Origin of the sequence: Rhodococcus sp. 1163 (assembly GCF_002091985.1) — a bacterium.
Taxonomy (GTDB): domain Bacteria; phylum Actinomycetota; class Actinomycetes; order Mycobacteriales; family Mycobacteriaceae; genus Rhodococcoides.
In genome coordinates, this window is sequence record NZ_MKKX01000035.1 from 46,174 (window position 1) to 70,079 (window position 23,906).

Sequence of the window (23,906 nt, forward strand, 5' to 3'; positions counted from 1 at the left end):
AACGCGACGCGCAGTGACAGCCCCGCCCTCGGATGGGTTTCGGCGTCGGCGGCTGTGTGTTCTCTAGTCGATGTACCAGGGTTGCGGACGGCTGGGATCGTCTTCGGTGACATCAATGATGGTGTTGTCGAGAAGTTCTCCGATTGCATTTGAGCTCGCGCCAATGGTGGCGAAGTGGGAGTCGACGTCGTTGGCGATACACCAAGCCTGGTCGGCGGGCCAGAGGAATGCTGGAATCGGCAAGTTGTCGGGGCTGGTGTGATCGCGCGAGTCGACCCATGTCGAGAGATCGTCGGCGGCACCGTTGAACAAGACTGCTTCACGATTGATGAACGGGACTTGCACCGGTCCGACGAGTTCGAGTCCGCCCCATCCTTCCCAGATGGCGAAGTAGCAGTTGTCGGGTGTGGTGGTGTGGTTGGCGAGGTGCGAAACTGCGATGGAGAGTTGTGTGATCTCTGCCAGGCAGCGCCGGCTCGTGTCAGATTCCTGTGCGCGCTGGCTTGAGTGGGTCGGGTCGGGGATGAAGCGCAGGCGTGCGTACGCCTCAAATCCGAGGGGCCCGCGGACAGCTAGGTCCGACCAGTCGCGGTCCGCGGTGAGTAGCCACTGAGCCGGCGAAGCATCGGTGCACGGTCGAACTGTCATTCGGCCATGGTTTCACAACGCGGGAGCAGTGTTGAAAAGTGAACCTGCGTGCCCATCTGCACTCATTTGCGGCTATCGCAGAGGAGCCGAAGATTTCGTCGAGCCTGCGACCGAATATGGCTGTGCCTAATTAGTCCGGAGAAGTCACCACCAGCGTTCGAGGACCACCGCAACCCCGTCGTCCACGTTGCTCACCGTCACTTCGTCGGCTGCAGCGAGGACGGCGGGGTGCGCGTTTGCCATGGCTACGCCTCGGCCTGCCATCTTCAGCATCGGGATGTCGTTGGGCATGTCGCCGAACGCAGCAATGTCTTTCGCCGCCACCGACAGTCGCTCGGCGACCAGGGCGACCCCGGATGCCTTGGTGACACCGGGCGCCGACAATTCGATCAGCCCGTTGTCGGTGGAGAACGTGATATCTGCCCGGCCGTCGATCAGCGGTTCGAGAGCGGCAACCATGTCCCCGCTCGACGCACTGGACAATCTGATGAGCAGTTTCACGGCCGGCACTTCCAACACCTCGGTGTCGGAGGTTTCCGTGTTGTCGGGATTGAGCCACGCGTGCTCGTAACCGGGTGAACTGACGAACTGCGGTGTCGCGGCGTCGTGTGCCGATTTACCGGTACGCTCGGCCGCCAGCCCGCAACCGGGCAACACCGAGTATGCGACGTCGGCAAGCCACTGCAACGTCTCGGCCGACAGCGTCTGTGTGTCGAGAATCCGGTCGGTGCCACTGTCGTAGATCACCGCGCCGTTGGCACAGACACACATCGGTGCATAGCCGAGTTGCTCGACGACGGGTGAGATCCAACGCGGCGGTCGCCCGGTCGAGAGGATGAAGGGGGTCCCCTCCCCGACCATGGTCAGAACCGCTCGTCGAGTGCGCTCGCTGACCCGCTCGTGGGCGTCGAGAAGGGTGCCGTCGACGTCGCTGGCGACGAGGCGGGGCTGGGTCCGAGAGGTATCAGGCATCGCCGCCATTGTGCCCTAGTAGCCGTCGAGGGCGCCCGGCACGCTCACCAGGGTGTCCGCAGCAGCACGCCCGGTCGGCCGAGGTGAGGACTCGGTCACACTACTGTTCGGAGTCACCTCGGCACCGAGCAGGTTTTCCGTACACTCGGTGGGATGCTCATGACCCAGGCCGACGCGAAGGCATCTCGCCGACGCGGATTCCACGCGTACCTCGATGTTGCGGTCGTCGTTCTGGTGCTCGTCGGTACCAACCTGATCGCCCACTTCACCACGGTGTGGGCCAGCATCGCGACGGTACCCATCGCGGCCGTCATCCTCGTTGCACTGACCCGACGCCGCGGCCTCGGCTGGGCCGAACTGGGCCTGTCACCGAAGCAATGGAAAACCGGTTCGATCTACGCGCTCGGCGCTGTCGGACTCGTCGTCACCGTCGTTGCAATCGGAGCTCTACTGCCGATGACCAGGCCTTTCTTCATGGCCGATCGGTATGCCACCATCTCGGCCGCGCTCGTCGCGTCGATGATCGTCATCCCGTTGCAAACGGTCATCCCCGAGGAACTGGCCTTCCGCGGTGTACTGCACGGCACACTGGGACGCATCTACGGTGCCCGTGGCGTCTTCGCCGCCGGATCACTGCTCTTCGGCCTATGGCATATCGCGTCGTCACTCGGATTGACCGCGGGCAATGCGGGGCTGAGCAATTTCCTCGGCGGCGGGGTATTCGGTCAGATCGCAGGCATCGTGGCCGCGGTCATCGCGACAGCCGCAGCCGGCCTCGTCTTCACCTGGCTGCGACGCCGCAGCGGCAGCCTGATCGCCCCGATCGCGTTGCACTGGTCACTCAACGGCATCGGTGCACTCGCCGCCGCATTGGTGTGGCACGCCTCGATGTCCTGAAATCGTCGATGTCCTGAGATCAGCGAACTGCAGCCCCTCCGGTCGCATGTATCCCATCCAGCGGAAAATCCACTCGACCACACCCCAGAGCCTGGCAACGTGGACAGATATGACGATCAACGCGAGCGAAGCACTCGACAAACTACTGGCGATCGAGGAAATCAAGCAGCTCTTCGCCGCCCGCCTGCGGTGCATGGACAACAAGGAATGGGACCGCTACGCGAGCTTCCACACCGATGACGTGGTCAGCGATTCTTGGGCCAGTCCCGACGCTGCCCCGCAGACCGACGCCTCCGAAACCGGCAAACAGGTGACCGGTTCGCAGGCGTTGGCCGCGGCTATTCGGAGCACACTCGACGGCGCGGTGACGGTCACCAGCGTGCACCACGGCCACACCCCGGAGATCACGATGACGTCGCCGACCACCGCCACGGGAATCTGGGCGATGGAAGACAAGTTGTGGTGGACCAACACGGCCACCGGCACGACCGAGCACCTTCATGGATACGGCCACTACCACGAGGAATACCGACTGGAGGACGGTCGGTGGCTGATCAGCTACCGGAATCTGACCCGCCTGCGCGTCGACTCGACCCCAGGATTCCACGACCGCTAGCAACCAGAGACAGCATCTGACGGCGTGTGCGCGGGTCAGCGCACACGCCGCAGGTCGCGTGCTTAGGCTCTACTTGGACTTCTTCGCTTCCCGCGCAGCATTTCTCGCTGCAAGATCCTCGGCATCGAGCTTGTCTGCCTGCTCCAACGTGGGCGCACCACCGCCGAGACGGGCGGGAACCCAATAAGCGCCCGGCTCGTGGTCGTAATCCTCCTGCAGAGCCAACAGCATCTCCTGCATCACCGAATGCAGCTTCTCGGTGAGCTCACTCGGTGGACCGACCGGCTCGATCGGCTTGCCGACCGCAATGGAGATGGGAGTGTTGGTGCGTCCCAATCGCTTCGGAAAGCCCTTGGTCCAGACGCGCTGCGCACCCCAGATGACCGTCGGAATGATCGGCACGCCGGCCTCGATAGCCATTCTCGCCGCCCCGGACTTGAATTCCTTGATCTCGAAGCTGCGACTGATGGTGGCCTCCGGGTAGACCCCGACCAGCTCGCCCTTGCGCAGATCCGCGACGGCAGCCTGGTAGGAATCCGCACCGGCCCCACGATCCACCGGAATGTGCTTCAGCGATCGCATGATCGGACCCGAAATCTTGTTGTCGAACACTTCCTTCTTGGCCATGAAGCGGATGTACCGCTTCACCCTGCGCGGCGGTATCCCGGCGTAGGTGAAGTCCAGATATCCGGTGTGGTTGACCGCGATGACCGCGCCACCGGTGGCAGGGATGTTCTCCTCACCCACAACCTTGAATTTCAGGCCCTCCAGCGCGAAGACCACACGAGCAATGCCGATGACAGATCGATAGACGGGTTCCACAATCGGCTAGCGTAGTCGCTGCAAGACCCAGGGGAGAAGACGCAGTCGGAAGGTCAGCTGTAGATGAGTTCGCGTAGAGGCATCGTTTTCGCAAGTGTGGGACTGTTCGGGGCAGTTCTCACGCTCACCGCATGTGGGGGTGACGGCCAACAGGGCATTCCCACCGAGACACGCTCGGCAACGGCTACGACAACGCCGCCCGCCACCACACCACCCTCGACCACACCACCGCCCTCCACCACACCTTCACCGGTGGGCCCGGCCGTCGGCGAAGTTCCCACGAACCCCGAGGCCACCAGAGCCTTACGGGCATTCCTCACCGACCTCGATGCAGGCGGCGTCCCTGCGGTAACGGCGAAGTGCTGGACTGTCCCGCCGTCAGAGGTCCCAGCCCGCTACAGCGACGTCGCATCGATCCTCGACGCCGCCGCAGTCCCCGGCGGCGACGGGCAATACGCGGTCACCTGGAGTAGCCCAGCCATCACACTCAGCGTCAAACGCAGCGAGATCGCCTCCGGGTATGCGTGTCCGGCGGTACTTCCGGGGGGCTCGTCCGGCGCTTACACGGACACCGAAGCCGAATACACCGTCGAGCGGTATCTCGGCCGCTTCACGGGCACCCCGGTGAACCCCGCCGACCTAGAAGGCGACTACCCGCTCGTATGCGACACCCGGGCCATCTGGGACCCGCAGCGCACGGGCGCGGCGACCACGGCGCCATTGGCAAACAATCCCGGCCGGCTGACCGGATCGGCGTCGTACAAACCGGACAGCGTCTATGTTGCCGCCAACGACGGCGAGTACACCACGGTCTACGCCGACGTCACCGACGTGTCCGGTGTCGAACAGAACCGGATCTTCACCCTGACGATCGGGTCCAACGGTTACTGCATCGGTGACGTCGTGTGAGGGTGCCGGCGCCCGCTCGCCCGTGTCCCCGCCCGCCCGTGTCCCCGCTCGCCCGCTCGCCCGTGTCCCCGCCCGCCCGCTTGAATGGTCCATTCATACGATCAGTTAGCTTCAGGGCGCCGTTCATGCGGTCGGGTGCACACATATCTGCGCGACGGGGAGGAAATCTGTGACAACTCTGGGCATCGACACCAAGGTTCTATTGCTGCTTTCGGGACTGATTCTGCTCTGGGCGTTGGCGCTGGGGGTATGGAAATTCCGACAGATGGCAACATCGCCGACGGCTCTGGCGCACCCGTACGTCGACATCGCGCACCGTGCGGCGCTGATGTACTCGTTCGCGACACTCGTCCTCGCCGCACTCACCGAATTCAGCTCGTTCCCGACGGCGGTGAACCTCACGGCCGGTCTGGTCGCCGTCTTCTTCTTCGTCGCCGCCATCGGAAGCTACATGGTGCACGGATTTTTGAAGGACACCGACAATCAATTCGAGCATCCGGTCCGCGGGACCCACGCTTTCATGTGGGCGCTGATCGTTGGCGAAATCGGCGGGACGGCCGTTCTGGTCGCCGGTTTCGTTGTGGGACAGTTCTTCTGACCGCTTCAATGGTCCATTCATACGATCAGATATCTTGAAGCGGCCATTCAAGCGCCCGACCCAACTACTCTCTAACCCATGACACACGTGGTGGTCGCTGGTGCGGGCCTGGGCGGAATTGCCTGCGCACACGAATTGGCGCGCAAAGGTGTTTCCGTCACCATCGTCGACCGCAACGATTACCACCAGTTCCAACCGTTGCTCTATCAGGTTGCGACGGCGCAGTTGCCTGCCGCCGACGTCGCACGACCGCTCGCAACGATCTTCGAGAGCTTCGAGAATGTCCGAGTGGTTCAGGCAGAGATCAGCACCCTGGATTTCGCCTCGCTGTCACTCACCGCCGCGGGCGAGAAGATCTCGGGCGACTATCTCGTCGTCGCGGCTGGAGCGCGCGCCAACTTCTTCGGAACGCCCGGCGCAGAGGAATTTTCGTTCCCGCTGTACTCCGTCGCCGACGCCGAGAAGCTTCGTCACCACGTCAGCGAGGTGCTGCGCGGTGAACACGATCCACTCGACGTCGTCATCGTCGGAGGCGGACCGACCGGCGTCGAGACCGCGGGCGCCTTCGCCGAGCTGTTCACCGCTCTGCGCAAGATGAATCACCCAGGCGGTCGCGGGGAGGCCTGGCTCATCAACCACGGGCCGTCATTGCTGGCGCCGTTCAGCGAACGCTCGCATGTCTACGCACACGACAAGCTGGTCGAACACGGCGCGAAAGTTCGCCTCGGGGTCGGCGTAACCGCAGTCGATGCCGGTGGCGTCGTGCTCAGTGACTCCACCCGAATCGACTCGCGGACCGTCATCTGGGCCGGCGGCGAATCGGCGGCACCGTTGGCCGCGACCGGCGACGCGAAGCCCGGGCCCGGCGGACGACTCGACGTACTGGCCGATCTCACGGTCCCCAGGTTCGACAATGTCTACGCCGTCGGCGACGTGGCGAACATTACCGACGTGGACGGAAAGACGTTGCCCCAGTTGGGTTCGGTCGCTCAGCAAGCAGGGACCTGGGCCGCCCACAACATTATGCTGACCATCGCGGGAAAACATCGGAAGGTCTTCCAGTACAAGGACAAGGGCATCATGGCGATGATCGGCCGCGGGGCCGCCGTCGCAGAGGTCGGCGCGCACCGACATCAGGTGGAGGGACCGCTCGCGTTCGCGGCGTGGCTCGGCGTCCATGCCGCACTACTGAGCGGCGCGCACAGCAAAGTCGACGCGTTCCTGTCCTGGGCATGGGACTACTTCGACAGCGATCACGCCGCGATCGTCGAGTGCCACGGCAATCCGAAGCGAATCGCCTGGGCCGACGACGTGAAGCCGACCATCTGACACGGTTCTAGCGCAGAACATCCGTTCCGACGAACGGCACCAAAGCTTCCGGCACCCGAACGGTCCCGTCGGCCTGCTGGTGATTCTCCAGGATCGCCACGATCCACCGCGTCGTGGCCAACGTTCCGTTCAGAGTCGCAGCAATCTGCGGCTTGCCGTTGTCATCGCGGTACCGAACATTGAGGCGCCGGGCCTGGAAGGTCGTGCAGTTCGACGTCGAGGTCAGCTCGCGGTAGGCATTCTGCGTCGGCACCCAAGCCTCGCAGTCGAACTTGCGCGCCGCCGAGGACCCGAGATCGCCACCGGCGACATCGATGATTCGGTACGGAAGTTCCACTGCCGCAAGCATTTCGCGTTCGAACTCAAGGAACTTGCGATGCTCGGCCGCTGCGTCCTCGGGCTTGATGTAGGAAAACATCTCGATCTTGTCGAACTGGTGGACGCGGATGATCCCGCGAGTGTCCTTGCCGTACGAACCCGCTTCGCGACGAAAGCACGTCGACCAGCCCGCGTAGCGCTTCGGGCCGTCGGACAGGTCGAGGATCTCGCCTGCGTGGTACCCGGCCAGCGCAACTTCCGACGTGCCGACGAGATATAGATCGTCGGCTTCGAGTCGGTAGATCTCATCGGCGTGCGCGCCCAGGAATCCGGTTCCCGCCATGATCTCCGGCCGCACCACCACCGGCGGGATCATCATAGTGAACCCGTTCTTGACGGCCTTCTGCGCTGCCAACTGCAACATGCCCTGCTGCAGCAACGCGCCGTAACCGGTCATGAAGTAGAACCGCGAACCCGACACCTTCGCGCCGCGTTCCATGTCGATCAGCTTCAGCGACTCACCGAGCTCGAGGTGGTCCTTCGGCTCGAAGTCGAACGTCGGGATCTCACCGACGGTTTCCATCAACACGAAGTCGTCTTCGCCGCCGGCGGGAGCTCCCTCTTCGACGACGTTCGACAAGGCGCGTTGCGCGCTGTCCACCGCGGCATCTGCCTCGTTCTGGCGCGCCTCCGCAGCCTTGACCTTCGCCGCCAGTTCGGACGACCCTGCCAGCAACGCAGGACGCTCCTCCGCCGACGCCTTCCCGACGCGTTTGCCGAGGGCCTTCTGCTCGGCGCGGAGCTGATCGCCGGCAAGCACTGCGGCTCGTCGGGACGCATCGGCGTCGAGCAGCACGTCGACGAGCGCGGGATCTTCTCCACGGGTGCGCTGTGAGGCACGGACGACATCGGGATTCTCACGAAGAAACTTCAGGTCGATCACGAGGAAAACCTTACTTGCCGAGCAAGCCCAGGTAGTCCTCGCGTCCGAACATGCGCGCCGCGTCGATCGCCGACGGATGGCCGCCGTGCGGATCCGCTCCACCCTCGACCAGCTCTCGCACCACCTCGTCCTCTCCCTTGAAGACCGCGCCTGCGAGCGGCGTCTGGCCCTTTTCGTTCGGCCGATTCACATCCGCACCCTTGCCGACCAGCATGCGCACAGTGTGCGGGTGACCGTGATAGGCCGCCAGCATGACCAGGGTGTCCCCCGCCTCGTTGTTGAGGTCGACCGGCACTCCGGCGTCCAGATATGTCTTCAACGACTCGGCATCACCGTCGCGGGCCATCGTGAACAGTCGGCCCGCAAGCTCGGCGATGTCAGCACTGGTCTCATCGGGGTCTGTCATAGGAACCGAAGATACTCGGGCATGATGGAGTTGATGTCCACCAGCGATCCGGCCCGGCCGGGGAAACCCACAACGACACGCAACCCGCGCACAGTGTCGGCGCACGTTGCGCGCCGGGGACTCGCCTTTATCGCGGTGGGGGCCGTCGCGGCTGCTGCGATCACGCTCTCGGTGTCCGGTGGCTTCTCGCAACCGGAGAAGATCGCCACCCACTCGGCCAGCGGGCCTGCGACGTCAGGTCCCGTCACGGCCAAGACGTTCGGCTCGGCCGATCCAGGCACGTGCCTGCAGTGGACGCCGACCGAAGACCCCGAGACCGACCGACAGGACCTCGCCGAAGTCTCCTGCGCCGATCCACATCGATTCGAAGTAGCAGCCGACGTCGATCTGAGTGCCTATCCCGGGCTCGAATTCGCTCCGAACTCGGTGTATCCGGGCGCGCAACGGTTCGGGCAGCTTCGTGACGAGCATTGCGTCGGTGCCGTCGACGACTATTTGGGTGCCAAGTTCGATCCGAGTGGCAAGTTCAGTGTCGGCCTGATGTTCCCCAGCCAAGCAGGATGGGCCTCGGGCGAACGGACGTTGCGGTGTGGAATCCAGAAGTCCACGAACACGGGAATTCCGCAGGAGATGACCGGCTCGGTGCTCGACCTGGATCAGTCGAACGTATGGGAGCCCGGCACCTGCATCGGCATCCTGCAGAACGTGCCCGCCGATCCGGTCGACTGCAGCGCGCCCCACGCCTTCGAGGTCGTCTCCGTCGCAGACCTGAGCCAACAGTTTCCGAACGGAATTCCCAACGAGGCCGACCAGGACGCCTACCTCACGACGGTCTGCACCGACGCCGTGAACGCATACCTCGGCTCCCCTACCGCGCTGCGAGACAAGACGCTGACGCTGTTCTGGGACAACATCGACGTCACCAGTTGGCTGGCTGGTAGCCGTCAGGTCAGCTGTTCGATAGGCAGTGAGCTCGACACGGGCGGATTCGCGACGATCGTCGGATCCGCACAGGGCGACATCCTCATCAACGGTCAACCGCCGGTACCGCCGCCTTCGGCCCCGGACGGTCGGGCGCTTCCGAAGCCGCTGCCCGGTGCGGCCCCGATCACATCGGGGGGATGACATTCCCACCGACATGAGCCGCGCCGACTTCGAAAACGCCGTCGGCGACGCCCTCGACACGCTTCCACCGGACATCACCGACCGCATGGACAACGTCGTCATTCTCGTCGAGGAAGAGCACCCCACCGAGAACATCCTCGGCCTGTACGAGGGGGTCGCGCTCACCGACCGCTACGAGTACAGCGGGCACCTACCGGACGTCATCACCATCTACCGTCGTCCGATTCTGGATATGGTCGACGACGCCGAGACCGCCCGACGAGAGATCGCGATCACCGTCGCCCACGAGGTGGGGCACCATTTCGGCATCGACGACGAGCGCTTGCACGAGCTGGGTTTCGGGTAGTTTGCCCACCGCTTGAATGGTCGATTTCAAGACATCTGATCGTATGAATGGACCATTCAAGCGGGGGCGGGGTGGGCCCGAACCAACTGGGGTGGGCCCGAACCAACTGGGGTGGGCCCCAACCAACTGAGGTGGGCCCGACACCCGACAGCTACGTCGCGGCCGACTCCCGAGCCTTCCCGACGGCCCGATCGGTGAGGAACGCGAATGCCAAGCCGAGCGCGATCCACAGCGTCGCCTGCGTCGCCAGTGAGGACAGTCGGAACTCCCACAGCAGTGTTGCCGGGAAGTCCGCGCCGACCTCGTTGATCGTGGGCAGCAGTGCGTATCCCAGGCCTACGACGACGAGGAACGCCGCCAGCGGAGCAGCGATCCGAACGGCCAACGAACTGTGCGACGCCACTGTTTTGGCGACATAGAGTCCGATTGCTACCGCCAACAATCCGAGAACGACCGAGGCAAGCCACAGCCAGGTGCGCTGGTTGATGGTGTCGGGGTCGCCCACGGCAGGTGGATTGGCCGGATATTTGAAGAACGGCACAGCTTCGATTGCCAGCCAACCGAGCGCGCCTGCAGCGATGGCGAGCGTCGACCCGGACAGCGAGGTGAACCGTCGCGCGTAATGGAGCACCGTCGCGAAGATCGCACCGAGCGCGAGTCCGGCCAGACCGGTTGCGAGGAACAGCCCTGCACGCTGACCGTCACGGCTGACGAGCGCATCTTCTTCGTCGTGCGAATGTGCGCCCGGGGTGGCTTCGACATGCTCGGCTGCGCCTGCAGCCTCTTCGATGGCGATGGCCGAATCCACGTGCGGCTCACCGATGACGAACGCGATGGTGCCCGCGAGCAGACCAGCGATGAGGCCCGCGAGGAGTCCGCGGACGAGCAACTGGAGATAGGTCCCCTGCAAGGTGGTCACACGCGGGGACGACGTGGTCAGTGACACGGGAGACCCAGCAGGTGGCGTCCGTCGTGCATCAGTTCGTGCATGTACATTCCACTACGTGAAATGGCGCCCTGGTCGAAACCGACCAGGTAGAGCACGACGAATGCGAGGAGCACCACCGCCGCGACGACGACTGCGAGGGCAGCCGACTCCGTGGCGTTGCTGGGATTGTGAACGATGGCCATGATGGAATGCCTCCTGGGATTATGCGTCCCTTTCGAACCGAAGCGATGTGTCAGTTTTCTGGCTCTCGGAACCGCTGAGGTCCGATCACAGTGGCGCAACCGCTCCGGATTCACACCGGAATTGCCTGTACACATCGCGCTTACCCGCGAACTCTGGCACCGATCTCGGCCCGGTGTCAATCGGAACCAGGGTGCGATGAGCCCCTGGGTGGAGAGGAGTGCTCGATGCCGTCGACAGTGACGCGGCTCTCGCTGGTCAGCCATGGCACGACCGAGGCGATGCGTCGCGCCAGGTTTCATTCGGACGAACCGGTCGATTCGGGCGGGCTGAAGCGGCTGGAGGAACTCACGTTCGACTCGGACGCCGAGATGACGATGATCGCCCCGGAGCGGCGAACTCGACAGACTGCGGCGGTCCTCGGCGTGCAGGGAGCCATCGTCGCCGACCTCGCCGACCTCGATTTCGGCGAGTGGACCGGCCGAACGATGGATGACCTCGACGCGTCCGAGCTGCTGGGGTGGCTCACCGATACCTCCACCGTCCCACCGGGTGGTGAATCGATCGACGCACTGTTCGACCGCGTCGGGCAGTGGATGAGCAGGGTGGCGACCGAGCGGCGTCGGCTGCTGGCGGTCACGCATCCTGCTGTCGTTCGCGCCGTCGTCGTCAGAGCACTCGACGCGCCGTCGTCCTCGTTCTGGCGGGTGGACATCCCTCCTGCGACGGTGACGAATCTGAACTTCCGAGGTGGGCGATGGACCCTTCGCTCCGCGGCAGAAAAAATCACCTGAGCTTTTTTGCGCGGAGTGGAACCGATTACGCAGTGCCGTCGTCAAAGTTCTACGAGAGCGAAATTTTCGCTGCGTGACGAAGGAGTGGGGTTATGCCAGTAAATGTGCGCGTCGACCCGGTTGCCCTCGAGGCGGCCGCTGCCGAGTTGGACGGCTTGGCAGCTCGGCTCCAGACGAGTCTGACGGCCGTGGCGATGCCCATCGAGATCACACCCGCCGGCAGCGAGGAAGTCTCACTGCTCGCCAATCGCTACTTTCTTCGCGCTGCGGGTTCGTTCACTCCCGCAGCCACCGACGCGATCAGCGAACTGATCGAGGCCGCTGCTGCACTCCGAGTACAGGCGTCCGCGTACCGAGATGTCGACTTCGAACACGGTCGGGCACTGACCATCTGAAGACCTGACCATCTTTACGCACTGACTATCCACAAGCACTGACGGGGCTGGGTAAATGACGGGGGAGATGTTGTGACACTGGGAGTAACGGGGGTCGTGTGGCTACCACGCACCGCGACAGTCAATTCAGGGGCGTTGCTACTCGGAACCGGTCCGGCCCCGCTGGTCGGTGCCGCGGGCGCGTGGGGGTCGGTTGCGGCCGCCTATACCGACGCATCGATCACAGTGGGTCGGGTCATGTCTGTTCTCGCGGCCGGCTGGGAAGGTGAGGCGGCCAATGCGGCTCAGGCTCGCTTCGGCGGATTTTTGGCGTGGACGCAGGGTGTGGCAATGCGTGCCACCGAGATCAGCGGACACGCTCTCGCCGAGGCTGCGGCCTATACGACTGCGGTCGCTGCGATGCCGAATCCGGTCGCGATAGCTGCTGTGAAATCCGCCAAAGTTGCCGCGTACAGCTCTGGTGGCGCACTGAACGGCAGCGCCGAAGCGCTCGAAGTTGCAGACCACACACTCGACGTTCAGGCTGCGATCGTCATGGACGCCTACGAAGCTGCGACGACGCCGCTGGCCATGACGGTCTCGTTCGATCGGCCGCCCGAGATCGTCAACGACACGTCCGGTGGCACCTCCGGGCCCGACGGCAGTATCGCCAGGGGCACCTCCTACGAGGAAACGAAAGCCTTCGGGCTCAGCGCTCACACCTCACCCGCGCAAGCGGTCATCGCCGCAGCAACGGCAGCGGTTCAGAATCCTGCGTTGGTGGCTGCCGCGGGGCAGGTGGCCGGCTCTGCGGGTTCGATCGCCGGCTCCAGCGTCACCACGGTTGCTTCTGCGGCCACCAATGTCGGAGGATCCGCGGTATCGACGCTGATGAACTCACAGAACTCTTCACAGGGCTCGGCGGGATCACCGCTCGCGGGTGCAGGCAGAGCCGATGCTGGACCACCGGGTTCGGCGGCAACGCGAGCAATGGCCTTCGGGTCCACCGGTTCCACCGGGTCAGCGGGCACCGGCGGGGTCGGCTTCGGCCGGGTGTCGGGCGGTCTCGGAAGCGCCGCGTTCGGGGCTCCCAACGGACCGGGGGGTGCATCCTCGACGGCAGGCAGTGAGCGCGTTCTGGCAGGCGCCAACGGCTCGGGTGTGTTCGGGGCGGGTGCGAACGATGCTGCAGCCACGGCCCGTGGTGCCGGTGGGCCGGCGTCGGCAGCCGGGGCTCAGGGTGACGAAGACGAAGAGCATCGGACGCCTGGTTATCTGAAGCAATTCGAGCACTTCGGTGACGGCCGCACGGTTGCACCGTCGGTCATCGGCGCGGAACCGACATGGAACGATCGTTGATCGACTTGGGGACTCGACCTCTCGGCCACACCGTTCCTTCCGCCGAGCTCGACGCCGATCGGATGGACTACCTCGTCGAGGCCCTAGGAATCGTCGAGCTACCGGTAGTGCTGGACGTGTTCCCGCGGTTCGATGGGGCTGCCGAGCGAGCGGCAGCACTTCGGCGTGGGTACGACGGTCTCGATCACGACGGATTGTTGCCCGACGGGCGCGTCCATCCCGACCTCGAGATGTGGTTGCGTGTTCTGGATCGACCGCGGTGGTTCATCGCTGCGCGATTGATCAGCAGACCGTTCACCAGCGATTCTTCGATGACCCGGATCGCTTTGGCGTCCAACGAGAGCGGTTCGGTTCTCGCTGTGGCTTCGGGTGGGTGGCTCCGCCTACGCGCTTCGGTGGGGGATCCGGCGCAGGAACTGCTCGATGCACTCGGTGTGAGAAGGCCGTTCGAGTTTCACGGAATCGCCGCGGAGACGGATCTTCTGGCGGAGGCGCTCGACGGCGCACCGACCGATCGCGTCGCCACCTCGGCGAGACTCTCCCACATCGGAATCGAGGACTCGGCAGCTGCCGACGTCGCCGCAGCCATGAGCACGTGCTCGGCCCACGCCGAGATCACCTCGGTCACAGTCGGTTCCGGAGTCCGGACCGTCGGGAAAAATCCGGTCGCGTTCTTCGACACTCGGCGTGGCCGGATCGTGGCAACATCGTCGATGGCGGCAGATGGTCGACAGTGGACATCGTTGTCGCCTGGTTCGGATGGACGCGTGCGATCTGCGATCGAGGAGCTCATCGCGGGCGCGGGCGGCTGACGCGGGCGGCTGATCAGAGCGGTCAGCTGATCGGATCGTCGAGCGTGTGGCTGCCTTTACCTTGAAACGGCAGAACGAAGGTCCCCCAGCGGACACATGCCCAGCCGCCGCCGGCAAGTGGTGCGAGCTCGACGGTCCCGGTGTTGTCGAGGTGGTTGTCCGCGGCGAATGCTCCGTCCACGCCGCCCAAGACGCCACCGACCAGTCTGATGGCGGCACCGTGCCCGACCACCACCACATCGCGTGGATCATCCTCGAACAGGTATTGCTCGCGTAGTTGCTCGAGGACCGGCACGTAGCGGTCGAGAACGCTGCGACCAGTCTCGCCTCCCGGCACCTGTGCGTCGAGATCACCACGGTGCCATGCGCCGTAAACGGCGGTGAATCCGTCGTGCGCTTCCTTGTCGGTGCGATCTTCCCAATCGCCTGCGGAGGCTTCCTGCAGGCCATCACGCTCGAGCATCATCGAGGACGTCGCCAGCGCTATGTGTTCGGCGGTTTGCCGTGCGCGCAGAGCAATAGAGGACACGAGCACCGACGGCGGTTTCCCTGCTATGGACTGCCCGTATTTCCGCGCCTGCTCATGGCCGAAATCAGTGAGGGCGGCCCCGGGCGGCCGCGTGTCCAACCTTTTGGATACGTTGCCGAACGTCTGGCCATGTCGGACGAGGATCAGCCTGCCAGTCATCTATCCCCTTTTCCGGCGCGCAATCCCGCCAACCACTCGATCTCCTTGTCCAACGACGGGGGCGTCCGTCCTGTTCCCGTGGCGACAGGCCAAGATCCGAGGTATCGAAGTTCCATCTTGCGATGCAGCGCTCCGAGAGCTTCGGACACGGCTGGATCGTCGATGTGTCCGACGCAATCTACGTAGAACCGGTAGGTCCCGAATTCGGTTCGGGTGGGCCGTGATTCGATTCTGGTGAGATCGATGTCGCGGATCCCGAACTCGGACAGTGCACCGAGCAGAGCACCGGGCTGATTGTCCGGCATCAACACCACGGCGGTGCGATCCGCTCCGGTGGGGGCGAGCGCGGGCCGCGGAGCTCCGACGAGGACGAACCGAGTGCGCGCATTGGCGACGTCGGCGACACCGTTGGCCAATGCCGGAAGTCCGAGGCGTTCACCCGCAAGCGTCGTCGATACTGCGGCATCTGCAAGCCCTGCAGCGACGTCCTCGGCGGCGCCGGCGTTGGACGAGGCGAACTGCACCTCCACGCGGGGAAGGTTCACGTCGAGCCATTGCCGAATCTGGTTTGCAGCAATGGGATACGCGCGGATCGTTCGAACCTCGGCCAGCGTCATGCCGGGGGCACCGAGGATCGAGAAGGCTACCTCGATCTCGGTCTCGGCGAGAATCTGCAATCTCGTTCCGATGGCGAGGGCGTCCAGAGTCGGCGGAACCGAACCCTCGACCGAGCTCTCGATCGGCACGACGGCTGCCACCACATCGCCGTCGCGAACTGCCTGCAACGTCGCCGGAGGGCTCGACAGCGGGACTCGCTGGACGTCTCCGGTGAGCCCGAGTTCGTCGAGAACGCCGAGTGAAGTGAACTGACCGAGGGCCATCTCGGTGAATGTTCCCGATGGACCGAAATACGCGATTGCAGGCACGATCCGAGGTTACTGGGTCCGCTGAAACGCGTCAGACCGATCCGACACCAAGAAGGCCGGCGGCGAGAAGGACTGCGTGCGCGCCGACCGCGTCGTCCACTTCGATGCCGAGTAACACCGTTCGCACTGCTTCGGCCGCCTCCGGCCGTAGCGCGATCAGCGCACCGACGTCGGGTGCGGCCAGAGCTCGCAGGATGTCGTCGCCCCGAAGTGCAGCGACGGTGGCCGCGAGGATCGCGAGTACCTCTTCGCCCGATCGCGCGCGAGCGGAAAATCCGACTTCGGCGTGCGCGACCACCGCGAGGACGTCGGCGATCCGACGCGGAGATTCCCATGCTCCGAAACCAGGCGTGCGATGCGCGTCGACGATCGCTGTCACCGTCTCCATGACGTCGCCTTCGGTCAGATCAGGAAAAATCACCAGTGGCGAAGGCAGCCGCAGTGACGTGGCTTCCGCGAGCGTGTCCTCGCGCACGTTCACGTGGTACCTGACCACCTCGTATGACGCATGTCGATCCTTCCGAAGATCGTCCGGATCGATGTCGAGTTCGACGACGATCCGACCGAAGTTCTGCTCGGTTCGCACCGAAGCCAGGACCGAGGCGTCGATGACCGGGGGGCCGGTGGTGACGGCGTCGGGACAGCTGGAGGCTTCAGCGGCGGTGTGGCAACGCTGCTGCAGCAGCCCGGCGACGAGGGCCTGCGGATCGGGTCGGTGGGGCGCACCCAGGGTGAGTGGAATGGACACCGTTACACGGTAGACCGGGGAAATTCGCGCCTGACACTTGCGATCAAGGCAAGCGTCAACTAACTTAGGTTTGCCTCACCTACTAGGCACCGCATCGGAGGAACTCATGATCGGCGCAACCACCACCGGACCGTCTACCGCTGAACGAGTCCGCAGCGCCTGCGCGCGTGCGGAAGGTGCAAGGCTGGCGATCGAGGGAAGCGAACCTGTCGTCACCCTGCTTCATCACCTGCGACCGAACGGCGAAGTGATAGTTGCGGTGCCGGAGGATTCGGAAGTAGCTATCCTCGCGCGCCAACTTTCCGGCACCGGGGTACCCGCGGTCCTCGAGCTGACCGACCATGCACCGCTGGAGCTGCGCGAATCGGTCCGATCGCTGGTGTGGCTGCGCGGAGAGCTTCGACCCGTGCCCGCCTCACTCATGCGGCCGATGGCCGGCGCCGTAGCTGCCGAACATCCGCACCCGGCCTTGCTCGACATCGGCCACGGAACGATCCTTCTCCGACTGATCCTGTCGTCTTCGGTGGTTGCCGACGGCACCGGCGCCGAACCCGTCGCCGTCGAGGACCTCCTCGCCGCCGAGCCCGACCCCTTCTGGGAGATGGAGACGAGCTGGCTGCAGCACCTCGACGTCGACCATCCCGAGCTCATCGATCAGCTGGCCAGAAGACTGCCGCCATCGCTCCGTAGGGGTCGAATCCGGCCGCTGGGAATCGATCGATACGGGATCAGCCTGCGCATCGAAGGCGACCACGGCGACAACGACGTACGGTTGCCTTTCCCTCGGCCCGTCGACGACAGCATGGGGTTGAGCCGTGCTCTCCGCGTACTCGCCGGGTGCCCGTTTCTGAACGGACTGCGAGCTCGCGGCTGACAGCACCGGCCGACAGGGCACACTCGCTTATGTGATCGCCCTCAAAGGCTGGCTGTCGCCACCCACGCCTGACACCGGCCCACCACCGGACCCGACCGAGCGACGAGCAATCAAGATCGAGATTGCGATCGTTCTGCTGGTCACGTTCGGGCTCAGCGGACTGAGCAGCATCCTCTCGCTCGTCGAGGACGCACTGGTCGCGGGCAGCCTGTCGGAACAAACCGTCGCGTTGAACACCTCGAGTTCGAGCCTCGGGATCATCGATCTGCTCTACCAGCTTCTACGTATCCTCCGGCTCTGCGCCTGGGGCGCTCTCGGGATGTATCTGCTGTGGCGGGCGGGCCTGGGGCCTCGTCTCATCGGCCTTGCGAAACCGAGGTGGAAAAGCGACGCCGTACCCGGCCTGGGTCTGGCCGCGCTGATCGGTATCCCCGGACTGCTGCTCTACCTCGTCGCCAACGCCCTCGGCCTCAATCTCACTGTCGTGCCGAGCACGATCGACGATCACTGGTGGCGAATCCCAGCTCTCGTCGCGTACGCCTTCGCCAACTCTGCCGCCGAAGAAATCATCGTTGTCGCGTATCTGATCTCCCGGCTGCGACGCCTCGGATTCAGCGAGAATTCATCACTGCTCGCATCAGCGCTACTACGCGGGTCCTATCACCTCTACCAGGGTCTCGGCGGCGGCATCGGCAACCTGGCCATGGGACTCGTCTTCGGAAGGTACTGGCAGAAGACCAGCCGACTATGGCCACTACTGATCGCACATGCGCTCATCGACATCGTTGCTTTCGTCGGTTACACCGCCTTGCGTGACCATCTCTCGTGGCTGCCGTAGGTAGAGTCGATCCGTGAACGACGACCAGCGGAACAGAGGGAACCCTCGACAAGGTCCCCCTCCCGGCCAGCGGCCGCCTCCCGGCCAGCGGCCGCCTCCCGGTTATCGGCCACCACCCCCGAACCGACGCACCCCACCCCCACCGCCTCCCGAGGGAACTCAAGTCATCCGCCGCGACGGTCGTCCACAGCAGCAGGCCTGGTCCCAGGCGCCCGAGCCCGGCTCGGTGTCACGCCCACCGAATTCGACCCAGCATTACCCGCGCGAACCCGACTGGGCCCCTCGCCAAACCCCACAGCCCTATCGCGAGCAGGGGTACGGCGGGGAACCACCACGACGCAGGACCCCGCCTCCCCCGCAACGCTCACCCAGGCGTCCGGAGCCGGCAAAACCTCCGCGTGTGCGCAAGAAGCGACACTGGGGTCGACGGCTCGGCCTTGTCTTTCTCGTGTTGGCACTGCTTCTCGGCGGACTCGTCTACTTCGTCGACAGCTCACTGACGCGCGTGGACGCACTGAGCAGCTACGACGGCCGCGTCGCCGATACCCCGGGCACCAATTGGCTACTCGTCGGGTCCGACAGCCGCGCCGGCATGACGCCCGAGCAGGAAGCTGCGTTGGCGACGGGCGGTGAAGTAGGCCCGAGTCGCACCGACACGATCATTCTGATTCATATTCCCGAAGGCAGCGGCGCCACCACGATGGTCAGCCTGCCCCGTGACTCCTACGTCTCGGTGCCGGGCAATGGGCAGGACAAGCTCAACGCATCGTTCGCGTTAGGGGGTCCTCCGCTGCTGGTAGAGACCGTCGAGGGTGCCACCGGGGTACGCATCGACCACTACGCGGAAATCGGGTTCGGCGGTTTCGCCGGGATCGTCGACGCGCTCGGCGGTGTCGACGTCTGCCTCCAGTCCGCCATCGACGATCCACTGGCCGGCATCAGCTTGCCTGCAGGCTGCCAGGAGTTGGCCGGATCCGATGCTCTGGGCTTCGTGCGTTCACGTGCAACCGCTCTCGCCGACCTCGATCGAATGAACAATCAGCGTCAGTTCATGTCGGCGCTGCTCGCGAAGGCGACAAGTCCGGCTACCTATCTCAATCCGCTGCGCATCTGGCCCTTGATGAAGGACACCGCCTCCTCGCTCAGCGTGGACGAGGGCGACCACTTCTGGAATCTGGCATCGCTGGCGTGGGCCATGCGTGGCGACCTCGTCACGACGACAGTGCCCGTCGCCGGCTTCGAGGACTCCGACGTGGGCAACGTCCTACTGTGGGACAACGATCGCGCATCCCAATTCTTCGATGCACTGGCACAGGACCGCCAAATTCCACAGGATCTGCTCACCAGCGGTCCCTGACCACCGGAATCGATGTAGTACGCGCCGCCGACAAACCCTCGAAATATTTCGACAATTATGCAGTCGAGAATAAAGAGTTAGGTAAATCTAATGTAGGCAACCGTGGCCTCAATAAGGCTGAGCTTGCATGACAATGCCCTCTGACCAGCCTATTCTCTACGACATGAGCGCTGACATCAAAGACACCACACATTCGAAATTCCACGCGCTTCTGCGTGATCAGATCCGCAACGAATTCAACGCCTCGCACCAATACATTGCCACGGCAGTGTATTTCGACAATGCCGATCTCCCGCAGTTGGCCAAGCACTTTTACGCACAGGCCGTAGAAGAGCGCAACCACGCGATGATGATCGTCCAGTACTTCCTCGATCGCGACATCACCGTCGAGCTCACCGGCGTCGATCCGTCGAAGTCCGTCTTCACCGACGCACGCGAGCCCATCGCATTGGCCCTCGCGCAGGAGGAGACCGTCACCGAGCAGATCATCCAGCTCGCGAGCACGGCCCGCGAAGAGGGCGACTACGTGGGCGAGCAGTTCATGCAGTGGTTCCTCAAGGAGCAGGTCGAAGAGGTTGCGAGCATGACGACGCTGCTCAACATCGCTGACCGCGCAGGCCACAACCTGTTCGATCTGGAAGACTTCGTCGCCCGCGAGATGAGCAGTCCCGCAGGACCGGACACCAGCGCACCGCGATCTGCAGGCGGCTCCCTGTAGAAACCTTCGACGCGCTCTACCGAATGTGGAAGCTATGCCGGCGGCATAGCTTCCACATTCGGTTTCAGCGCAATGGTTCAGCGCAACGTCAGCGCAGAGTCACCTGACGGCCACGAAGCCCGTCGCGCGAGCGCAGCTGCTCGGACGTCAGAGGGCCGTCCACAGTAAGCGCCTCGTTCAACTTCTCACCGAATGTCACGGCCGGCGAAGACCACTCGGTCGGATGCATTTCGGGATCGAGATCGAACACCGGGACCAACAGGCCGTGCGCACGGAACGAACCGGCGTACCGCGAGCCTTCACCCAACGTGAGATCCCCTGCCGCATGCAGGCGAGCGAGCGCCAGCATCAAGTCGTCCTCGCTCTCCGGACGAACCCACCGCAGATGCGCCTTGGCTCCCGCATCGACCCACCACGCAGCGACGAGACCGTCACCTTCCAGACGCGCAGACGGCATGATCGCCTGGTTGGCGCGCTCCACCGTCGCAGCCACATCAGGCGCGGGCTCGAGCCCCTCCGGCAGCCACCAGTTGAAATCCTGGTACACGGTGATGTCCAGCTGCGCCGACGGGTCGAGGACCTCGGCCAATGCAGGGGTGTTGCCGTCCGGAATCGACGCATCCAGCGACTCGCCCGGTGCGGCCTGCCGTGCCCACTCCAGAGCGCTCGCCAAATCGGCCGCAATATTCGGCGAATGCGCCTGTACCTGCAAACCGACGAAGCCGTTCACCGCCGAATCCGATTCCCGGACCAACGCGGCAACCGCACCGGGGAGCACGGTCGCAATGGTGATCGTCCGACCGGACGCATCCACCGGCGTCACCGCCGTCGCCGACGGAACGAACTCACGCATCGCGACGAGATCGCACTCCGCAGCCACACCCTGGAACGGCCGAACCGGCGCCGCCTCCATATTTGCGCGCTCGGCTTCGCGTGCAGCTATCAGCGCTGCACGATTACTGCCCTGTTTCGGGCCACTGTTTCTTTTGCTCTTACCCACGCCCGAAACCTACACGCCGCACCACTCTCGAGGTCACTCCGCAGGCTCCGCTCCTGATCCATCGAGTCACTCCGCAGGCTCCGCTCCTGATCCATCGAGTCACTCCGCAGGCTCCGCTCCTGATCCATCGAGTCACTCCGCAGGCTCCGCTCCTAGCAGCCGTCGAGCCAAGCCCTCGTACGGCCCGGATTGTTCGTCGCAATCCAGCTGACACCCAGATCGCGGCACAGTTCGACGTCTGCCTTCTCCTCGACGGTCCAGCAGTATGTCGCACGGCCGGATGCTGCAGCTCGATCGACGATCCACGGGCGCTCGCGCAAGCTCCTGATCGACGGCCCGATAGCCGTGGCACCGACCGTCGTCGCTGCGCCGCCGCCGAGATAGTACGAGGACTCACCCAGCAGGACCGTGGGCAACAACGGCGCGAATCTGCGCACTCGCCAGACCGCGGTAGGGGCGAACGACATGATGACCGCCCGCGAGAAGTCCGCGGACGCCGGTTGTGCCAATCCGTAGCGATGCAACTCGGCGAGGACCTTGTTCTCGATGAGGCTGCCGTATCGCACTGGATGCTTCGTCTCGATGAACAGCTTGGTCGGCTTGCTAGTCCAGTCGAGGACCAGTTCGATCAGGTCGCTGAGAGTGAGCAGTTCTGCCGGCTCCGCGTCGTCGCCGTAGTCGAACGCTTTGAGTGCCTCGAGGTGTAGTTCGCTGACGCGGCCGGACCCGGTGGATGTTCGGTCGACGCGGCGATCGTGGACGCAGACGATGTGGCCGTCGCGAGTGAGCCTGACGTCGCATTCGAGGCCGTCGGCGCCTTCACGCAGGGCGAGGTCGTAGGCGGCCAGCGTGTGCTCTTTCTTCTCCGCCGACGCACCGCGATGCGCGACGACGAACGGGTCTCGACGGCTCGGACTCACCCGGCCGTCACTTTCTCATCACTTGCCGCAGCTTCGGATTCGGATGCGGATGCGGATGCGGATTCGGAGGAACTCACAGCAGGTTCCGAGCGGTCGACGGAGATGACCCAGCGGGTAGGGGCTGCGCGGTCGGTCCCGCGGAGCCCTTGGCCGTCGATCCCGCGGATGAGAAGGAGGGTCGAGAACGCCACGGCTGCAGCGACGACTGCCCCCACCGCGGACAGCAGCACTCCGTCGGCCTCGGCTTGCAGGGAGTCCCGAAACCGCCACAATGTCACGGTGAGTACGAGGACCCAATCGAGGACCCAGACTGCCCACCAGATTCGAACGAGCGTCAGAAGTTTCGTCCGTTCGATGCCGCCTCGAATGTCGACCAATTCGGTCAGGTAGACCCCCGGCATCGCCAGGGACAGAACGGGGACGAGCGATCCCAGATACATCGTCGTAGCTCTTCGGGGGTCGCGGCTGCCTGCGCGGGCGAAGTGTTCTCCACGACGCACCACCAGCCAGGACACAGCGGCCACGGCGGCCGAGACTCCGATGATGATCGAGGCGACTTCGGCGAACACCACCAGTGCGTCCGAGGCCATGAGGACTCTGGGGTTCACCAACCGTGTTCGGTTGTAGAGCAGGATTCCGTATCGAAACAGTTCGGCGACGCATGCCAGTGCCAACAGGGCCATCGTCAGCGTCAGCAATCCGGGCGCCGATTCGGCCCAGCGCTCGCGCCGGGAGGGATCGTCCGACTTCTTCGGCACCGGATTGTCGATCAGCCCCCACCGGGGAATCTGCTCGTACCGGGGGGTGGCGGAAGCCGGAGACGCGACGGGATTCTGCACGCGAGGGGATTTACTTCTCGGCGGGCGCGCTACCCAGCGAAAGTTTCGAACACCCTGGGCGGGGGCCTGCGTCGACACCGGGGAGAGCAGGACTCCGTGGCACCGAGGACACCACACCGCAGGTAGCGTCCCGACGGGCCAGCGAGTGGCACATCGCGCGCAGACCTGGAATGCGGACACTAGAGGATTCTCGCCTCGGCGCCATCGTCGCGTACGACTGGGCGACCCGCGGCGTGCCACGCGTCCATTCCGCCATCGACGTTGGTCGCCTCGTAGCCGATCCGCGCGAGGTATTGGACCACCTGCATGGAGCGTCCACCTACCTTGCAGACGACGTACAGTTCGGCGTCCTGATCGATCTCACCGAGCCGAGACGGGACTTCATTCATGGGAATGTGCAGCGCTCCCGGTGCGTGACCGTGTTGCCATTCATCGTCTTCGCGGACGTCGAGGAGCACGACCGAACCGGTCGTTTCCACTGGAAGTTCGGCGGCGGGCACAGAGGACAGATCCGAGGCTGACACTCCCCGATCTTGTCACGGGTCCGGCGAACACTGCCACCCCCGTGGATACTCACGGTCCTCAGCGCAGGTTATCCACA

General features: G+C 64.3%; 29 protein-coding genes and 1 riboswitch. Of the genes, 15 read left to right on the plus strand and 14 right to left on the minus strand.

What is annotated here, in order from left to right; genetic code table 11:
• Positions 1-63: 63 nt before the first annotated feature.
• Both BJD99_RS15960 and BJD99_RS15965 read right to left on the minus strand, forming a co-directional pair.
• A complete protein-coding gene (locus BJD99_RS15960) occupies positions 64-648 on the minus strand; it encodes a hypothetical protein (protein WP_084348154.1) in 585 nt (194 codons plus the stop codon).
• 144 nt (positions 649-792) lie between these two features.
• Positions 793-1,629, minus strand: a complete 837-nt coding sequence (locus tag BJD99_RS15965; protein WP_084348155.1) for a Cof-type HAD-IIB family hydrolase — start codon at positions 1,627-1,629, stop codon at positions 793-795.
• Positions 1,630-1,773: 144 nt separating this feature from the next.
• On the opposite strand from BJD99_RS15965, the gene BJD99_RS15970 reads away from it, so the two are divergent.
• Both BJD99_RS15970 and BJD99_RS15975 read left to right on the plus strand, forming a co-directional pair.
• A complete protein-coding gene (locus BJD99_RS15970; RefSeq protein WP_084348156.1) occupies positions 1,774-2,517 on the plus strand; it encodes a CPBP family intramembrane glutamic endopeptidase in 744 nt (247 codons plus the stop codon).
• 109 nt (positions 2,518-2,626) lie between these two features.
• A complete protein-coding gene (locus BJD99_RS15975) occupies positions 2,627-3,133 on the plus strand; it encodes a nuclear transport factor 2 family protein (RefSeq protein WP_084348157.1) in 507 nt (168 codons plus the stop codon).
• Between the two features lie 69 nt (positions 3,134-3,202).
• Here BJD99_RS15975 and BJD99_RS15980 read toward each other — a convergent pair whose 3' ends face one another.
• Positions 3,203-3,955, minus strand: a complete 753-nt coding sequence (locus tag BJD99_RS15980) for a 1-acyl-sn-glycerol-3-phosphate acyltransferase (RefSeq protein ID WP_084348158.1) — start codon at positions 3,953-3,955, stop codon at positions 3,203-3,205.
• A 63-nt stretch (positions 3,956-4,018) separates the two neighbouring features.
• Here BJD99_RS15980 and BJD99_RS15985 point away from each other — a divergent pair, with 63 nt between their 5' ends.
• The 3 genes from BJD99_RS15985 (at position 4,019) to BJD99_RS15995 (ending at position 6,791) form a co-directional block, all read left to right on the plus strand.
• Complete coding sequence (locus tag BJD99_RS15985) at positions 4,019-4,864, plus strand: hypothetical protein (protein ID WP_084348159.1); 846 nt, start codon at positions 4,019-4,021, stop codon at positions 4,862-4,864.
• A 169-nt stretch (positions 4,865-5,033) separates the two neighbouring features.
• Positions 5,034-5,462 (plus strand): hypothetical protein, encoded by a 429-nt coding sequence (locus BJD99_RS15990; RefSeq protein ID WP_084348160.1) that lies wholly within the window; start codon positions 5,034-5,036, stop codon positions 5,460-5,462.
• Between the two features lie 78 nt (positions 5,463-5,540).
• The gene (locus BJD99_RS15995; protein WP_084348161.1) at positions 5,541-6,791 is read left to right on the plus strand and encodes an NAD(P)/FAD-dependent oxidoreductase; all 1,251 of its coding nucleotides are present in this window, start codon (positions 5,541-5,543) and stop codon (positions 6,789-6,791) included.
• A gap of 7 nt (positions 6,792-6,798) precedes the next feature.
• Here BJD99_RS15995 and serS read toward each other — a convergent pair whose 3' ends face one another.
• Together serS and BJD99_RS16005 are read right to left on the minus strand one after the other, a co-directional pair.
• A complete protein-coding gene (gene serS / locus BJD99_RS16000) occupies positions 6,799-8,052 on the minus strand; it encodes a serine--tRNA ligase (RefSeq protein WP_084348162.1) in 1,254 nt (417 codons plus the stop codon).
• A 10-nt stretch (positions 8,053-8,062) separates the two neighbouring features.
• Entirely contained in the window at positions 8,063-8,458 is a 396-nt protein-coding gene (locus BJD99_RS16005; protein WP_084348163.1) for an ankyrin repeat domain-containing protein, read from the minus strand.
• A gap of 33 nt (positions 8,459-8,491) precedes the next feature.
• On the opposite strand from BJD99_RS16005, the gene BJD99_RS16010 reads away from it, so the two are divergent.
• The gene (locus BJD99_RS16010; protein WP_143542195.1) at positions 8,492-9,583 is read left to right on the plus strand and encodes a septum formation family protein; all 1,092 of its coding nucleotides are present in this window, start codon (positions 8,492-8,494) and stop codon (positions 9,581-9,583) included.
• 13 nt (positions 9,584-9,596) lie between these two features.
• A complete protein-coding gene (locus BJD99_RS16015; RefSeq protein ID WP_084348165.1) occupies positions 9,597-9,929 on the plus strand; it encodes a metallopeptidase family protein in 333 nt (110 codons plus the stop codon).
• Between the two features lie 151 nt (positions 9,930-10,080).
• Here BJD99_RS16015 and BJD99_RS16020 read toward each other — a convergent pair whose 3' ends face one another.
• Complete coding sequence (locus tag BJD99_RS16020; RefSeq protein ID WP_373270552.1) at positions 10,081-10,848, minus strand: CbtA family protein; 768 nt, start codon at positions 10,846-10,848, stop codon at positions 10,081-10,083.
• A gap of 17 nt (positions 10,849-10,865) precedes the next feature.
• Positions 10,866-11,060: a CbtB-domain containing protein gene (locus BJD99_RS16025; RefSeq protein ID WP_084348167.1), complete on the minus strand. Its 195-nt coding sequence runs from the start codon at positions 11,058-11,060 to the stop codon at positions 10,866-10,868.
• A 31-nt stretch (positions 11,061-11,091) separates the two neighbouring features.
• A riboswitch (cobalamin riboswitch) is annotated at positions 11,092-11,230 on the minus strand.
• A gap of 55 nt (positions 11,231-11,285) precedes the next feature.
• On the opposite strand from BJD99_RS16025, the gene BJD99_RS16030 reads away from it, so the two are divergent.
• The 4 genes from BJD99_RS16030 (at position 11,286) to BJD99_RS16045 (ending at position 14,397) form a co-directional block, all read left to right on the plus strand.
• Entirely contained in the window at positions 11,286-11,852 is a 567-nt protein-coding gene (locus tag BJD99_RS16030) for a histidine phosphatase family protein (protein WP_084348168.1), read from the plus strand.
• 92 nt (positions 11,853-11,944) lie between these two features.
• Positions 11,945-12,247, plus strand: coding sequence for a PE family protein (locus BJD99_RS16035; protein ID WP_084348169.1), 303 nt, complete (start codon positions 11,945-11,947; stop codon positions 12,245-12,247).
• A gap of 72 nt (positions 12,248-12,319) precedes the next feature.
• Positions 12,320-13,585, plus strand: coding sequence for a PPE domain-containing protein (locus BJD99_RS16040; protein WP_256895796.1), 1,266 nt, complete (start codon positions 12,320-12,322; stop codon positions 13,583-13,585).
• Positions 13,570-14,397: an ESX secretion-associated protein EspG gene (locus tag BJD99_RS16045; RefSeq protein ID WP_256895797.1), complete on the plus strand. Its 828-nt coding sequence runs from the start codon at positions 13,570-13,572 to the stop codon at positions 14,395-14,397. The genes BJD99_RS16040 and BJD99_RS16045 overlap by 16 nt, the downstream gene beginning before the upstream one ends.
• Positions 14,398-14,419: 22 nt before the next feature.
• On the opposite strand, the gene BJD99_RS16050 is transcribed toward BJD99_RS16045, so the two are convergent.
• Genes BJD99_RS16050 through BJD99_RS16060 form a run of 3 tightly spaced genes read right to left on the minus strand, consistent with a single transcriptional unit; the run spans position 14,420 to position 16,759 of the window.
• Positions 14,420-15,085, minus strand: coding sequence for a histidine phosphatase family protein (locus BJD99_RS16050; RefSeq protein WP_084348170.1), 666 nt, complete (start codon positions 15,083-15,085; stop codon positions 14,420-14,422).
• Positions 15,082-16,011, minus strand: a complete 930-nt coding sequence (gene pheA, locus BJD99_RS16055; protein WP_084348171.1) for a prephenate dehydratase — start codon at positions 16,009-16,011, stop codon at positions 15,082-15,084. The genes BJD99_RS16050 and pheA overlap by 4 nt, the downstream gene beginning before the upstream one ends.
• Before the next feature lie 31 nt (positions 16,012-16,042).
• Entirely contained in the window at positions 16,043-16,759 is a 717-nt protein-coding gene (locus tag BJD99_RS16060; RefSeq protein ID WP_084348172.1) for a hypothetical protein, read from the minus strand.
• A gap of 106 nt (positions 16,760-16,865) precedes the next feature.
• Between BJD99_RS16060 and BJD99_RS16065 the strand changes: the two genes are divergently transcribed.
• The 4 genes from BJD99_RS16065 (at position 16,866) to BJD99_RS16080 (ending at position 20,546) form a co-directional block, all read left to right on the plus strand.
• Entirely contained in the window at positions 16,866-17,633 is a 768-nt protein-coding gene (locus BJD99_RS16065; RefSeq protein ID WP_084348173.1) for a DUF2470 domain-containing protein, read from the plus strand.
• A 31-nt stretch (positions 17,634-17,664) separates the two neighbouring features.
• Complete coding sequence (locus BJD99_RS16070) at positions 17,665-18,471, plus strand: CPBP family intramembrane glutamic endopeptidase (RefSeq protein WP_084348174.1); 807 nt, start codon at positions 17,665-17,667, stop codon at positions 18,469-18,471.
• A gap of 166 nt (positions 18,472-18,637) precedes the next feature.
• The gene (locus BJD99_RS16075) at positions 18,638-19,828 is read left to right on the plus strand and encodes an LCP family protein (protein WP_256895877.1); all 1,191 of its coding nucleotides are present in this window, start codon (positions 18,638-18,640) and stop codon (positions 19,826-19,828) included.
• Between the two features lie 163 nt (positions 19,829-19,991).
• Positions 19,992-20,546, plus strand: coding sequence for a ferritin (locus tag BJD99_RS16080; RefSeq protein WP_084348176.1), 555 nt, complete (start codon positions 19,992-19,994; stop codon positions 20,544-20,546).
• An 88-nt stretch (positions 20,547-20,634) separates the two neighbouring features.
• On the opposite strand, the gene BJD99_RS16085 is transcribed toward BJD99_RS16080, so the two are convergent.
• The 4 genes from BJD99_RS16085 to BJD99_RS16105 form a co-directional block, all read right to left on the minus strand.
• Positions 20,635-21,546 (minus strand): DUF5926 family protein, encoded by a 912-nt coding sequence (locus tag BJD99_RS16085; RefSeq protein ID WP_179142370.1) that lies wholly within the window; start codon positions 21,544-21,546, stop codon positions 20,635-20,637.
• Positions 21,547-21,698: 152 nt separating this feature from the next.
• Positions 21,699-22,466: a glycerophosphodiester phosphodiesterase family protein gene (locus BJD99_RS16095; RefSeq protein WP_084348178.1), complete on the minus strand. Its 768-nt coding sequence runs from the start codon at positions 22,464-22,466 to the stop codon at positions 21,699-21,701.
• A complete protein-coding gene (locus BJD99_RS16100) occupies positions 22,463-23,305 on the minus strand; it encodes a DUF4328 domain-containing protein (RefSeq protein WP_256895798.1) in 843 nt (280 codons plus the stop codon). The genes BJD99_RS16095 and BJD99_RS16100 overlap by 4 nt, the downstream gene beginning before the upstream one ends.
• Positions 23,306-23,484: 179 nt before the next feature.
• Positions 23,485-23,829 carry a rhodanese-like domain-containing protein gene (locus BJD99_RS16105; protein WP_256895799.1) on the minus strand — a complete coding sequence of 115 codons (345 nt, stop codon included), beginning with the start codon at positions 23,827-23,829 and terminating at the stop codon, positions 23,485-23,487.
• Positions 23,830-23,906: the final 77 nt, after the last annotated feature.